The organism is Janthinobacterium sp. FT14W, from assembly GCF_009208755.1.
GTDB lineage: Bacteria > Pseudomonadota > Gammaproteobacteria > Burkholderiales > Burkholderiaceae_D > Janthinobacterium > Janthinobacterium violaceinigrum.
Genome location: NZ_WFLL01000005.1, coordinates 72,143 through 84,926, shown reverse-complemented (window position 1 = coordinate 84,926; position 12,784 = coordinate 72,143). Strand labels below are relative to the sequence as shown.

Below are 12,784 nucleotides of genomic sequence, written 5' to 3'. Positions count from 1 at the left end.
GCTGTCCCCACCGCCACCAAAGTAGCCGATGACCTTTCTGCCCCGCTTGACCCTGCTGGCCGCCTCGCTGACCTCCCTTCTCGCCAGCGCCGGCCTGCATGCCGAACCCCTGTTGTTTACCCCTTGCTCCGATACGGCCGTTCCCGGCAGCCTGTGCTCGGGCTTGAACGTGCCGGGCAGCTACGATGCCCAGGGCCGCGCCGTGGGCGAGCCGGACGCCATGCACGTCTTCGTGCGCAAGATCACCGCCGATGTGCCTGCCGGCAAAGCCGCCAAGGGCAGCTTGTGGCTGGTGGCAGGCGGCCCCGGCGAATCGGGGGCCTCGTTCTACAGCCTGCTGCCCACCCTGCGCCGCAGCTTTCCCGGCTTTGAATTCCTCATCCCCGACCACCGCGGCACGGGCCACTCGTCGCGCATGTGCAAGGTGGAAGAGTCGGAACAAAGCCCCGGCGGCCGCGCCCTGGCGGGTGCCGAATGGGGCAGCTGCTTTGCCGGCATCAATCTGATGCCGGAATACGCGGGCCAGTTTTCCATCACCACGGCCGCGCGCGACTTGAAAGCCTTGATAGACGGCGAACACGGCAAGAACAAACCACCGGTATATGTATACGGTGTGTCGTATGGCACGCAGCTGGTCCTGCGCACCTTGCAGCTGGGGCGGCTGCCCGTCAAGGGCGTGATACTCGACTCGCTGGTGCCGCCGCAAACGGATGCGCGCTGGGACTTGAGCCAGCGCTCGCACGTGGTCAACACAGTCGGCATGCAGGTACTGGCCCGCTGCGATGCGGATGCGGCTTGCCACGCGGCATTGGGCGAGCCGGCCGCCAGCGTGTACCGGCGCGTGCTGGAGAAGGCGCAAGCGGACCCTGCCATGCTGGCGAAAATCCCCGGCAAGAACCTGAAACACTTTATGGGGGGCATGCTCGACGTGCCGGCCACGCGCGACCGCATCCCCTACCTGCTGCACGAGCTGGAGCAGGGCAAGGATGGCGAGCTGACGGCCGTGCGCGCCACCCTGGCACAGGCAGCGGCCAGCCTGGGCAGCTATCCCCAGTCTCCCCTGTCGATTCCGCTGGTCAACATCATCAGCAATTCGGAAAACAATCTGCAGCCCGCGCTGCGCCCCGGCTGGACGGCGACCGATATCGACCGCGACGAGGCCGGTTTGCTGTTTACCAGTCCCCTGCCCCGCATCCTGCTGGGCGGCGGCTTGCCCACCTACGCGCGCGATGGCTATTTCGGCGCCTTGCCCGCAAAAGTGCCGCCTACCCTGGTATTGCAAGGCACGCTGGACCCGAAGACGCCGTACGCAGGCGCGCAGGCCCAAGTGCAGACTTTGACGCAGCGCAAGGCTGGCAAGGTGGCCCTGTCCACCGTGCAGAACGCCCCGCATTTCATCCTGTGGACGGCGCCCGCCTGTTTTGAACAGGCCAGCACCCGTTTTATCGCCGGCAAGCCGGCGCAGGATTGCACGCTGCAGTTCCCCCCAAGCATCTGAAAAGGACGATATGCGCATCACAGGCCTGGCATTGCTGCTGTTATCTTGTTTCGGCGCGGCACAAGCGGCGGCGCCCGCCACGCAGTCCATCTGCACCTCGCCGGCACAGTCCGTCCGCGAGCAAGGCTATGTGTCCATCAATGGCATCGAGCAATGGATCACGGTCACGGGCGCGGCCTGCGGCAATCCCGTGATCCTGTTCATCCACGGCGGCCCCGGCAATGCGCTGAGTCCGTACGCGGATGCCATGTATGCCGGCTGGGAACGCCACTACACCCTGGTGCAGTGGGACCAGCGCGGCGCGGGCATGACGTATGCGAAGCAGCGGCCGGCGGACGATGTGCCATTGAGCGTGGAACAGATGCGCGACGACGGCATCGCCGTGGCCCGCTATATCGGCCAGCATCTGGGCCAGCAGAAAGTCATCCTGATGGGCAGTTCCTGGGGCTCCATCCTGGGCGTGCACATGGCCAAGGCACAGCCGGAACTGTTCCACGCGTATATCGGCACGGCGCAGGTGGTCAATGCGCGGGCGAACGAGGCCGGCATGTACCGGGAAGTGCTTGCGCTGGCACAAACGGCCAACGATGCGCCCACGCTGGACAAGCTGACGGCGCTGGGGGCCCCGCCCTGGCGCGATCCCCGCAACTTCGGCATCCTGCGCCGCTTCGACCGCAAATATGAGGGCTTGGCCACGGATGCGCCGCCCAGGCGCTGGTGGCAGCCGGCACCGTTCTACGCGACGCCGCAAGCGCTGGCCGATGCCGAGGCGGCCGACGACTACTCGTACATCCAGTTCATCGGCATGCAGGGCGACGGCATGTTCGCCAAGGTCGACCTGCCCGCGCTGGGCACGCGCTTTGCGTTGCCCGTGTTTTTCATCATGGGCGAAGCGGACCTGCTGACCTCGCCCGCCATCGCGCGCAGCTACTTCGACAGCATCACGGCGCCGGCCAAGGGTTTTACCGTGGTGAAACGGGCCGGACACGACCCCAACCAGGCCGTGCTCGACGCCCAATGGACGGTCTTGCGCGACCAGGTGGCGCCCTTGCTGAAATAAAGCGCGCGGCGCGCCCCATTCACGGCGCGCTGTCCCTGTCGATCCGTGCCGTGAGCTGGCGCTGGAAATCCATCAGTTCCGCCACATTCAGGTCCGAGATGAGCCGATAGTCCATGCCGGACCGGCTCCAGCGCAGCAAATGATAGCCTTGCCTGACAGTCAGGCGCGGCGGCGCGTCGCGCTGCGCGCCGTCGGGCCAGACATACAGGTTCAGCACATGCTGGTGCCGGCGATATGCGAGGGCGGCGACGGGACGCGCTTTGATGTAGTCGAGGCGCCCGCCGATCAAGGGAAATCCCTCTTGCGCCAGGTCAACCACGGGCGGAGAAAAATCGAGCTTGCCGCTGAACCATGGCTTGACCGTGTGCTGGTCCGATGACGCCACATCGGCCAGGTGATCGGGCATCAGCGAACGGAAATGACTGGCAACGATCTCCTGGTCGAGCCGTTCTGCATCCGATGGCACGGACAGGTACAGCGCCAAGGTGACGGCCAGGGCCGCCGTACTGGCGCTGGCCACGCCAAAATTGATCCATGCCCACGGCAGTTGCGCCCATTTGCGGCCGCGCGGGGTTTGCTTTACCTGCTTTGTCTCCTTCGTTTCTTCCTGCAGCGCCTGGCGCAGGCGCTGTTGCAGGAAAGCGGGCGCGGCCTGGCCGACGGCATGCCGTTTCACCGCTGCGCGCAGGGCAAACAGCTGTTCGCTGGCCCTGGCGCAGTCCGGGCACAGGGCCAGATGCCGCGCCAGTTGCGCCATGGCCGCGGCATCGAGTTCGCCATCGGCATAGGCTGACAGCTTGCTGTGGGATTCCGTGCACTCCATTTCAGTTCTCACCGGTAGCTTGTTTCAGGCAGGCCAGCAACAGCTTGCGCCCGCGGGCCAGGCGCGACATCACCGTGCCGATCGGTATGCCGACGATGTCCGCAATCTCCTTGTAGGATAAATCGTCGATCTCCTTCAGGACCAGCACTTCCCTGAAAGGCCGCGGCAATGCCTGCAGGGCACTGTCGATCGCTTCCTTCGCGTCGGAGCGGGCCAGGATCTCTTCCGGGTTGCCGCATCCTTCCTCATCGTATCCATGGACTTCCTCGTCAAAGCCGATGTCATTGTGCTCCGCGCGACCATCGCGCAGGGACGTGTAATAGGTGTTGCGCACGATCGTCAGCAGCCAGGCGCGCGCGCCATCGCCATGGTAGCCATCCATGAAGCGGTAGGCGCGCAGGAAGGCCGTCTGCACCAGGTCCTGGGCATCCTGATCATTGCGCGTGAGCCATCGTGCCAGCTTGTAGGCAGAGTCCAGATGAGGCAAGGCCATTTTTTCAAAGAACCTGGTTTTATCGATGTCATTCAAATCAACACCCATCCGCCTGTCTGGCGTCTCAACTCCTAAGACTCGGTTTGCCTGCCATTTATTCCCGAAATGACGGCTTTTTTGCGCAAAAAAAAACGGCACAGGCGGGAATATTTGCCGCGCCTTCGGAGTTATAGCATGTGCAGGCCCCGATTGCAGCGGGCCGGCACCACGCAACTGCCCAGCGAAAGGAGCTCGACATGCAATACCCATACTTCATCCCTGGCCTGGCCGCGGCCATGCTGATGGTTTCCAGCGGCCCCGCCACGGCCGGCGGCGATGCCATGCGCGGCCAGGTGCTCTACAAAACCATGTGCATGTCCTGCCACTCGATCGACTACAACGGCGTGGGGCCCGCGCACAAGGGCGTGTTCGGCAGGAAAGCCGGCAGCGCTGCCGACTACAACTACTCGCCCGCCGTGAAATCGTCCGCCATCGTGTGGAACGGAAAAACGCTGGACCAGTGGCTGTCGAACCCGGAAAAACTGATTCCCGGCCAAAAAATGGGCTACATGGTGCCGTCCGCGCAGGACCGCGCCGACCTGATCGCGTACCTGCAAAAGGACGCCGGACGGGCTGGCCCGCCGCCGGCCGCCGCCACCCAATAGCTGCCGTGCTGCCACCGCCTGCTGGCCAAGTCAGGCATTCAAGGAAATAAGGAGAAATATCATGATGGACCGCAGAAGTTTCATGAAACTGACCGCCATCGGCGGTGGCGCCGTGTTCATGTCCGGACTCTACGGGCATGCGCCGGCGGCAGCGGCCGGCAGCATGGCCGCCGCCCCCTACGAGGATTTCTATTTCGTCCAGTTGTCCGACGTGCACTGGGGTTTCAGCGGCTCCGCCAATCCCGATGCCCTCAACACCTTCAGGAAAGCCGTCGCCACCGTGAATGCGCTCGAAATGCCGCCCGATTTCATCATTTTTACGGGCGACCTCACACATACGACGGACGACCCGAAGGAACGCCGCCAGCGCATGGCCCAGTTCAAGGACATTGCGGCGGGTTTAACAGTGAAAAACGTGCGCTTCATCCCCGGCGAGCACGACGCCTCGCTCGACAACGGCGCCGCCTACAAGGAAAACTTCGGCCCGTCCAATTACGCGTTCGAGCACAAGGGCGTGCATTTCATTGCCCTCGATAACGTGTCCGACCCCGGCGCGCGCATCGGCGACACCCAGCTGGCGTGGCTGAAGGACGACCTGGACAAACAGGCAAACGATGCGCGCATCGTCGTCTTCACCCACCGGCCCCTGTTCGACCTCGTCCCAAAATGGGACTGGGCCACGCGCGACGGCGACAAGGCGCTTGCGTTGCTGGCGCCCTACAGCAATGTGACGGTGTTCTATGGCCATATTCACCAGGAGCACCACCACATGACGGGCCAGATCGCGCACCACGCCGCCAAGTCGCTGATCTTCCCCTTGCCGGCACCGGGATCGCAGGAAAAGCGCACGCCCTTGCCGTGGGACCCGGCCGCGCCGAACAAGGGCCTGGGCTTGCGCGAGGTGGAGGCGGAAGCGAACAAGGACTACAAGCTCACGGAATTTCCCGTGACAAGGAGCTGAACCATGGATCGCGCAAGAAGACAGCTATGTGCAAGGCTGGCCTGCGGTATCGGCGCGCTGCTGACGGTGGCCGCCATCGACGCCCAGGGCCTGAAGAAAATTATCGCAAAGGAAAAGGTCATCGCCATCGAGGCGAAGAAATTCGTCTACACGCCGAACGAGATCAGCTTGAAGAAAGGCGAGCCCGTCGTGCTGGCGTTCACGGCCATCGATTTCATCCATGGTTTTTTCATCCCGGACATGAAAATCCGCGCCGACCTGACGCCGGGCCAGGTCACGCAAGTGCGGCTGACACCGGACAAGGCCGGCGAATACGCCTTCCTGTGCGACAATTTTTGCGGCACTGGCCATGAGGAAATGAACGGAAAGATCATCGTCACGGAGTAATGTGGAGGTAGCATAAAATTCGACGCAAGCCGCCCATGAGGCAAGCGATTTCGACGCGCCGCGCGTGCACCAAAGTTAGGTCGAAGCTTGCCGAGGCCATGGCTGCAGCATTTGACGCAGGCTGCTGTTTCCTGAGCTTATACGAGCGGCTGCTTTCGCCCATAGCGGACGTTGGCCACTATTGCGGATCACCGGGTATATGCCACGATTTAGCATGGGACACATACGTTAGAAACGGGCTTTTCTCGCAATTTTCAGGGGTGATGTCCACAGGAAGTTCTAGAGTCTCAGCCAGGTTTTCAACGAATGACAGGACCTGCTCATGCTGCAAAGACCCAGCAACTTCCTTCGGTAAGATATCGAGTTCTAACTGCTCGGGGACGAAGAAATGACAGCAGATTACAACCGGGCCATCCAATAGAATCGACAACAAATGTGAACCTTCACGATTCGCCAAAACGTTGCGCGATCCCGGAAATGGGAGTGCAGCCCCATCAAAGCTGTGCGTGCATTCGTATTGGTAAAATAGGCGGTCAAAGCGATCCCAGTGGATAGCTTCAGTATTCTGCACGTAGACGTCTCGAAGCGATCCATCTCGTTCCCATAGTCCTGCTATATCGTTGAAGTTTGGTCTCATGCGGGTAGCTTGTGGACTGCCGGTTTTTTGAATGTTGGCTTCTGATCGATAGCTGCTGTGAGATCACACGTCACGGGGCAGTTTCGCCAGCCAATCCTCGACTCGCAAAAGAATGGGACCTAGCTCAGGAACGAATCCATCTTCATCGTGCCACTGAGCGATATCCAGGTCCATGGCCATGTCCTCTATTTCTTTTATCAAGGCGTATGGCATCGCCTCTAATGCTTTGCCGTTCCCTCTAATCGAGTCGGCTAAAGCCTGTGCGGTATCTTGCTGTGCCTGGACACGTTTCAAAGAGGATTCAATCCGAGCGATTATCGATTGGTTGGACATGAACGTATTGAGTTATAGAAAAATGATCGGTGCCGTGCGTGACTCTGTCCGCTTCTGGCCGATAGCAAGCATAGCCGCCAAGCTTACTTGTATCAAATTTATTAATTTTTGTCTAAAATTATTGTTTTGCGTCCGACCGTTCGTCCAAAAGCAAATCCTGCTGGCGCCGCCACTCATGGCGGCGCCAGCGTTTTCCTTGGTCTCAAGCAGCGCTCGCTCAGGCCGCGCGGCGTGCCCGCAGGTGCAGGTGGCGGATGGTGGCGGCGGCGGCCATCAGGATGGCGGACGCCGTGGCCAGCACGACAATGAACGCCTTGTCGAAGGCCGAGCGGGCCAGTTCCGACACTTGCAGGCCCAGTTCGGCCGGCAATTGCTCGGCGGCCAGCAGCGCGGCGTCGAGCGTGTCATGGGCATTCGGCAGCAGGCCTGCGCTTTCCGGGATCACCAGGGTAGCGCTGTAGACGGCCGACAAGATGGTGCCCAGCACCGTCACGCCGATCACGGCGCCCAGTTCATACGATACCTCCTCGATCGAGGCGGCCATGCCGGCTTGTTGCGGCGCCACGTTCAGCATCACGGCGCTGGACGCGGCCGTCATGACGGCGCCCAGGCCCAGACCCAGGATCACCAGGCTGGCCACTTGCGCCGGGACGGTGGCGTCATGCAACAGCAGGTAAGACGCCATGCCGATGCCGGACAGCAGCAAGGAACCCCACAAGACCATGGCCTTGTCGGCGCGCGGCAGCATGAAGCCCGTCAGCGGTCCCGCAAAGACGGACGCCAGCGGCAAAGGTAGCAGCAGCAAGCCCGCTTCCAGCGGCGACAGCTCACGCACCAGCTGCATATGCTGGCTCAGCGCCAGTTCCATGCCGATCAGGGCGGCGGAAGCCACCATGGCGGCGGCCACGGCGCTGGAAAACGGCAGTTCGCGGAACAGGGCGAAGTCGATCAGCGGCTTGGCCTGGCGCTTCTGGCGGCGCACGAAGGCCAGCATAAAGACGGCACCCACGGCAAAGGCAAACGCGGCGATCGCATACGATGGCTGCGGCTTGCCCAGTTCCTTGATCGCATACACGCCACCAAGCAGGCCCATCATGATTTGCAGCGAGCCTTTCAAATCCCACGGCTTGTCGCGGTTGCCGGCCCGTTTCGGCAGGACGACGGCGGCCAGCACCAGGGTCAGCAGCACGATGGGCACGTTGATCAGGAAGACGGAACCCCACCAGTAATGTTCCATCAGGAAACCACCGAGCACCGGGCCGAACGCGGCACCGCCCGAGGCGATGGCCGCCCACACGCCGATGGCGAACGAACGCTCGCGGTTATCGGTAAAGGTCAGGCGGATGATGGACAAGGTGGCCGGCATCATCAGCGCGGCGCCCAGGGCCAGCAGCACGCGGGCAAAGATCAGCCATTCCGGCGCGGGCGAAAACGCGGCGCACAGCGAGGCGATGCCGAACACGGCCAGGCCGGCGAGGAAAACGGGTTTGTGCCCCAGGCGGTCACCGAGGGTGCCGAGGCCGGGCAGCAAGCCGGAGACGACCAGCGCGTAGACGTTGATGATCCACAGTTTTTGCGAGGAAGTGGCCTGCAAGTCGCGCGTCAGCGCGGGCAAGGCGGTGTAGAGCACGGTCATGTCGACCACGATCAGGAACAGTGCGCTGGAGACGATGGCCAGCGTCAGCCATTTTTTCATTGGATGCATAAATAACTCATGGAGTTTGGTGTAACTTTTAACAACTATCGGTATGGATAAATTTAGTGCTGCGCAAATATTTACGTTCCAGGCTGCCACGGGCCTGGGCTGGTCGGGGGCGGCGGGCGTCAGCCACGGTCGCCATCCTTGTCATCCACGGCGGCCGTCGCTTCCGGCACGTCGAGTTCGCGCAGCATGACGACGGACACTTGCTTGAAGCCGCGTCCCTTGAAGAATGTCTGCGCCGTCAGGTTGTGCGCGCCGCATTCGAGGAACAAACGGGCGATGCCGTGGCTGCGCAATTCGCCAGCTACCCATTCCACCAGCAGGCTGCCGATGCCGCTACCCCGCACGGAGGGCAGCAAGACCAGGTCGTCCAGCGCGGCAAACGATTTCGAGGCGCGCTGGCGCGTGTCGATGGAAACGAGGGCCATGCCGACGATGGCGTCGCCCGAGGCAGCCACGGCCAGCAGGGTCGAATCGCCATGTTCCCAGTCATGCGACAGGGCGGCGCGGATTTCGCTGCGGATGACCTCAGGCAAGTCCGCGCGCCAGTTGCCGGGCGCATCGGCGCGTTCGCCCTGCAGCTCCGAATGGGAGATGTAGTCGGCGCTGACGTTGTCGAGGTAGAGCTTGCACAGCGCATCTTCGGCGGTGGCGTCGTGACACCAGCTAAAGCTGATGGCGGGGGTACTGGCTTGAGCGTTTTTCATGGCGGATCTCGTGTTATTGAAAATGTAAATGCATTTTATGTCGCCCCTGAATGGCATTCAAGTTAAAATCCATCTGTAAAACAGATGGATGGATGCCATGCAATGGACTTTGGAACAAATGCGCTACTTCGAAGCGGCCGTCGCGGCCGGTTCTTTCTCGGGCGCCGCACGCCGGCTGAGCCGTGCCCAATCGGTGGTCAGCACCTCGATCGGCTTGCTGGAAGCGGAATTCGGCGTGGAACTGTTCGACCGTTCGCGTCGCAGCGCCGTGCTGACGGAAGCGGGCAAGGTGATGCACCTGGAAGCGTGCGAACTGCTGCGCCAGGCCGAGCGGCTGCAACTGCGGGCGCAGCTCTTGAGCGAGGCGCCCGAAGCGCAGCTGACCCTGGCGCTGGACGAAGCCCTGCCCTACCTGGCCATCAGCACCCTGGTGAAAGAACTGGCGGCGCGCTACCCGGCGCTGGAACTGGTGATGCTCAACGCCACGGCGTCGGAGGTGGCGCAATACGTGGAGCAGCAGCAAGCCGACGTGGCGTTCCACTTCGACCGCGGCCCCATCTCCCCCGTGCTGGAACAGCAGCACATCGGCAGCGTGGCGCAAGGCGTGTTCGTGGCCAAGGGCCACGCCATGGCGCACGGCCAGGAAGTGAGCCGCAACGAGCTGACCCGCTACCGCCAGCTGATCATGGATTCCGAGCTCAACCGCGAACACGCGTTCAGCCCCGCCGTCTGGTTTTCCGACAGTTTTTACAGCATCGCGGAAATGGTCGCGGACGAGCTGGGCTGGGCGATCCTGCCGCTGAACATCGCCAATTACGACAATTACAAGGGGTATCTGCAGGAAGTGCCCTGCCCTGCCCTGGCCTTGTCGCGCCTGCCCGTGCGGCGGCTATCGATCCATGGGAAGAAGCTGAGCGAGACGAGTCTGTGGCTGACGACCAGGCTGGCGGAGTTGTTGGCGGACGGGCCGCGGGCTTAATGCGTGCTGCGCTCGTTCTGCTAAGTCAATGAAGGAAAAGCTGGCGCGGACATGTTGATGGCATGGCAATCTCAGCATGATGGCCATCATTAAAGCATTGGCATGAGAAGATATCCAAAAGATGAGACGCAGGGACACAGCATGGATTTCAATTGGCATGGGGGCCTCATCACCCGGCACACTGCCGTCGACGCCCACTATAAAAACACGCAAAACGTCAGGCGTTTCCTGTTGAAGCAGTGCGGTCCCGATTTCAAGCTTGACCGTGATTTCATGGCCTGGATAGGCGATGGTACAGTCAAAACCATGGGCGAAGTCGCGGATGAGTGGACGCGTCGGCATCATTCAGCCGCTGATGCGCAAATAAACAAATATCGATAAGTACTGAAAGCTTGACATGATGCATTCAACTGTCGTCAACAGCTGGCTCGCCATGGCCAAAGACGATGCTGTCGAGATTGATCCCGATAACATCAATCACGAAGCCATGAGCAATATGTGGCGCTTTTCGCCCACGGACGAGGAAACGCCGCAGGTGGAAGCGGCCGATATCGTTGCATTCATCGGCCAGGTGATCGCGGCACGCAGCAGCGCGCTCGCTGGCGAGCAGATGCTGTTCTATTGCTGGCACGATGCGCAATGCCGCCAGTTGCGCTTCAGCCTCGTGTCGCGTTCGCACGGGCGGCTGCCGTTCCGCTGCGAGGTGCGCGAAACGCAGGATCTGGCGCTGATTGCCGAGCGCGTGGTGAACGGGGACTGGCGCAACGAGGATTTCATGCAGGCCCCGTCGGAGGACGGCGATGAGCCGGAGCAAGCACCGTTCATCCTGCCCGTATTTGTCGTGCCCGTGCCGTAGGAATCGGCGCGGCGCCGGGTCTTTACGTCATTTATGCCAGGAAACGAGCGGGCCGGCAAGCCTCCAGGGCTGACGCTGGCTGGCCGTCGACGATTTCCCCGCTGGCAAGCTGGCCCACGATGCCTGCCAGCACGACGCCCGGATGCATGGCGCACACGTACGCGCCTTCCACCTGCGGCAAACAACCGATGACGGGGACGCCATCGGCAGGCATGGGGCGCAGGCCGACACAGGAAAATTCCGGCGCTATGGCATCGGCCCCTTCCAGTTCACTGCGGATCGCGATGGCCGTGCGCTGCGCCATGGCGGCGGGCTGGTTTTCCGGCGCGTCGTCCACGTAGTCTTCCGCTGCCAGCATGGTCCCGTCTTCGGCTTGCCGCACTTCCATTGCGTGGCTGGAAATGATGCCGCGCACGAGGCCGGGCGGCGCCTGGTAGCGCAGGAAGATGGCGGGTGACGCGTGGATGGGCAGGCTGGCGCCCAGTTGCGCGGCCAGCGCGGCAGTGCCCGTCCCCGCTGCCAGCACGACCGTGTCCGCCTCGATGACGCCGGCGGCCGTTTCCACGCCCGCCACCTTCGCTTCCAGGACGGCAAAACCCCGCACGGGCGTGTGCGTGCGGACGGTCGCACCCAGCGCCTGGGCTGCTGCCAGCAAGGCGTGGGTCGCGGCAACGGCATCGATGGCGCCCTGCTCCGCCTCGTACAGCGCTTGTTCCGGCGGCTGCTTCAGGCGCGGTTCAAGCTGGGCGATCCGGGGCCGCTCTATCACCATGCACGAGGGGGATACGCGCCCGTCCTGCGTGCCATACGACAAGGCGCCATGCCAGCGCACCGCCAATCCCGGCACCTGCGTTTCCAGCCGGCGCCAGGCGGCGATGGCGCCGCCCCGCAGGGCCGCGATGGGGTCGATCCCCGCGCAGGATGCGTTAAGCCAAGCAAACGAGGTGCCCGTCACGCCGCAAGCGATGCCGCCTGCCTCGACGACGGTGACTTTCGCCCCCTTGCTGGCCAAGTGGTACGCGAGCGCCGCGCCGACGATGCCGGCGCCGATGACGATGATGTGCTGGGGGGTTTTGCGTTTCATATCTGGCAATTTTGCATATTTATCATAGGTCAGAGTCTACCCCAGCCGCCCGCAAATCCAGCGCATACGCATGGCCATCGACGACGTTGCCTTCCACGATGGCAATATCGGGCATGGCAACGCCCTGCGCGAAACCGCAGCGTTCCAGCACGCGGATCGAGGCCACGTTGCCATCGATGGCGTAGGCGCACAGGCTTTGCAACTGCCATTCCTCTTGCGCCAGGGCGATCAGGTAACGCAGCGCGGCCGTGGCCAGGCCCTTGCCCGCCTGCTGTTCGCCGATGCGGTAGCCGACTTCGGCCGTGCCCTGCTGCCGGTCGATGCCCTTGAGGTTGGCGCGCCCGATCAATTCTCCGTGCTCGTCCACGATGACGCAGGGATGCAGGCGCCCCTGCGCGTGCTGATCCAGAAATTGGGCCACGTGCGCGTGGATGCCGTCGATGCTGTAAAAATCGTCCGCGCGCGGGTCGATATGGCGCTCGAACCAGGCCCGGTTGGCTTGCTCGAAGGCCAGCAAGGGCGCGGCGTCGTCGGGGCGCAAGGTGCGTATCGTGTGTGTGTTCATGCAGACTCCTGGAAAGACATGAGTCTAGTGAGGCGCCGCCAGGCCCGTCAATCTT

At 62.6% G+C, this 12,784-nt stretch carries 16 protein-coding genes; 8 read left to right on the top strand and 8 right to left on the bottom strand.

Annotated features, from left to right (window positions below):
- The first annotated feature begins 28 nt into the window (after positions 1–28).
- Both GCN74_RS05710 and GCN74_RS05705 read left to right on the top strand, forming a co-directional pair.
- A complete protein-coding gene (locus GCN74_RS05710; protein ID WP_152255754.1) occupies positions 29–1,498 on the top strand; it encodes an alpha/beta fold hydrolase in 1,470 nt (489 codons plus the stop codon).
- Between the two features lie 10 nt (positions 1,499–1,508).
- Complete coding sequence (locus GCN74_RS05705; RefSeq protein WP_152255753.1) at positions 1,509–2,558, top strand: alpha/beta fold hydrolase; 1,050 nt, start codon at positions 1,509–1,511, stop codon at positions 2,556–2,558.
- A 19-nt stretch (positions 2,559–2,577) separates the two neighbouring features.
- On the opposite strand, the gene GCN74_RS05700 is transcribed toward GCN74_RS05705, so the two are convergent.
- Both GCN74_RS05700 and GCN74_RS05695 read right to left on the bottom strand, forming a co-directional pair.
- Positions 2,578–3,381 (bottom strand): anti-sigma factor family protein, encoded by an 804-nt coding sequence (locus tag GCN74_RS05700; protein WP_152255752.1) that lies wholly within the window; start codon positions 3,379–3,381, stop codon positions 2,578–2,580.
- A 1-nt stretch (position 3,382) separates the two neighbouring features.
- Positions 3,383–3,874: a sigma-70 family RNA polymerase sigma factor gene (locus GCN74_RS05695; RefSeq protein WP_226938877.1), complete on the bottom strand. Its 492-nt coding sequence runs from the start codon at positions 3,872–3,874 to the stop codon at positions 3,383–3,385.
- Between the two features lie 236 nt (positions 3,875–4,110).
- Between GCN74_RS05695 and GCN74_RS05690 the strand changes: the two genes are divergently transcribed.
- The 3 genes from GCN74_RS05690 (at position 4,111) to GCN74_RS05680 (ending at position 5,866) form a co-directional block, all read left to right on the top strand.
- The gene (locus GCN74_RS05690) at positions 4,111–4,518 is read left to right on the top strand and encodes a c-type cytochrome (RefSeq protein WP_152255750.1); all 408 of its coding nucleotides are present in this window, start codon (positions 4,111–4,113) and stop codon (positions 4,516–4,518) included.
- 64 nt (positions 4,519–4,582) lie between these two features.
- Positions 4,583–5,479 carry a metallophosphoesterase family protein gene (locus GCN74_RS05685; RefSeq protein ID WP_152255835.1) on the top strand — a complete coding sequence of 299 codons (897 nt, stop codon included), beginning with the start codon at positions 4,583–4,585 and terminating at the stop codon, positions 5,477–5,479.
- 3 nt (positions 5,480–5,482) lie between these two features.
- The gene (locus GCN74_RS05680) at positions 5,483–5,866 is read left to right on the top strand and encodes a cupredoxin domain-containing protein (protein WP_152255749.1); all 384 of its coding nucleotides are present in this window, start codon (positions 5,483–5,485) and stop codon (positions 5,864–5,866) included.
- Between the two features lie 178 nt (positions 5,867–6,044).
- Here the strand turns inward: GCN74_RS05680 and GCN74_RS05675 are convergent, their stop codons facing one another.
- From GCN74_RS05675 to GCN74_RS05660, 4 genes are all read right to left on the bottom strand, one after another.
- A complete protein-coding gene (locus tag GCN74_RS05675) occupies positions 6,045–6,437 on the bottom strand; it encodes a hypothetical protein (protein WP_152255748.1) in 393 nt (130 codons plus the stop codon).
- Between the two features lie 129 nt (positions 6,438–6,566).
- A complete protein-coding gene (locus GCN74_RS05670) occupies positions 6,567–6,836 on the bottom strand; it encodes a hypothetical protein (RefSeq protein WP_152255747.1) in 270 nt (89 codons plus the stop codon).
- 217 nt (positions 6,837–7,053) lie between these two features.
- Complete coding sequence (locus GCN74_RS05665) at positions 7,054–8,532, bottom strand: MFS transporter (protein ID WP_319633453.1); 1,479 nt, start codon at positions 8,530–8,532, stop codon at positions 7,054–7,056.
- A 128-nt stretch (positions 8,533–8,660) separates the two neighbouring features.
- Positions 8,661–9,245 carry a GNAT family N-acetyltransferase gene (locus GCN74_RS05660; RefSeq protein WP_193316979.1) on the bottom strand — a complete coding sequence of 195 codons (585 nt, stop codon included), beginning with the start codon at positions 9,243–9,245 and terminating at the stop codon, positions 8,661–8,663.
- Between the two features lie 97 nt (positions 9,246–9,342).
- Between GCN74_RS05660 and GCN74_RS05655 the strand changes: the two genes are divergently transcribed.
- The 3 genes from GCN74_RS05655 to GCN74_RS05645 all read left to right on the top strand — a co-directional run bounded on the left by GCN74_RS05655 (position 9,343) and on the right by GCN74_RS05645 (position 11,080).
- The gene (locus GCN74_RS05655) at positions 9,343–10,224 is read left to right on the top strand and encodes a LysR family transcriptional regulator (RefSeq protein WP_226938876.1); all 882 of its coding nucleotides are present in this window, start codon (positions 9,343–9,345) and stop codon (positions 10,222–10,224) included.
- A 141-nt stretch (positions 10,225–10,365) separates the two neighbouring features.
- Positions 10,366–10,605 carry a DUF6434 domain-containing protein gene (locus GCN74_RS05650; protein WP_152255743.1) on the top strand — a complete coding sequence of 80 codons (240 nt, stop codon included), beginning with the start codon at positions 10,366–10,368 and terminating at the stop codon, positions 10,603–10,605.
- Between the two features lie 16 nt (positions 10,606–10,621).
- Positions 10,622–11,080: a hypothetical protein gene (locus GCN74_RS05645; protein ID WP_226938875.1), complete on the top strand. Its 459-nt coding sequence runs from the start codon at positions 10,622–10,624 to the stop codon at positions 11,078–11,080.
- 31 nt (positions 11,081–11,111) lie between these two features.
- On the opposite strand, the gene GCN74_RS05640 is transcribed toward GCN74_RS05645, so the two are convergent.
- Positions 11,112–12,164, bottom strand: a complete 1,053-nt coding sequence (locus GCN74_RS05640) for an NAD(P)/FAD-dependent oxidoreductase (RefSeq protein ID WP_152255742.1) — start codon at positions 12,162–12,164, stop codon at positions 11,112–11,114.
- Positions 12,165–12,186: 22 nt separating this feature from the next.
- Positions 12,187–12,729, bottom strand: coding sequence for a GNAT family N-acetyltransferase (locus GCN74_RS05635; protein WP_152255741.1), 543 nt, complete (start codon positions 12,727–12,729; stop codon positions 12,187–12,189).
- Between the last annotated feature and the right edge of the window lie 55 nt (positions 12,730–12,784).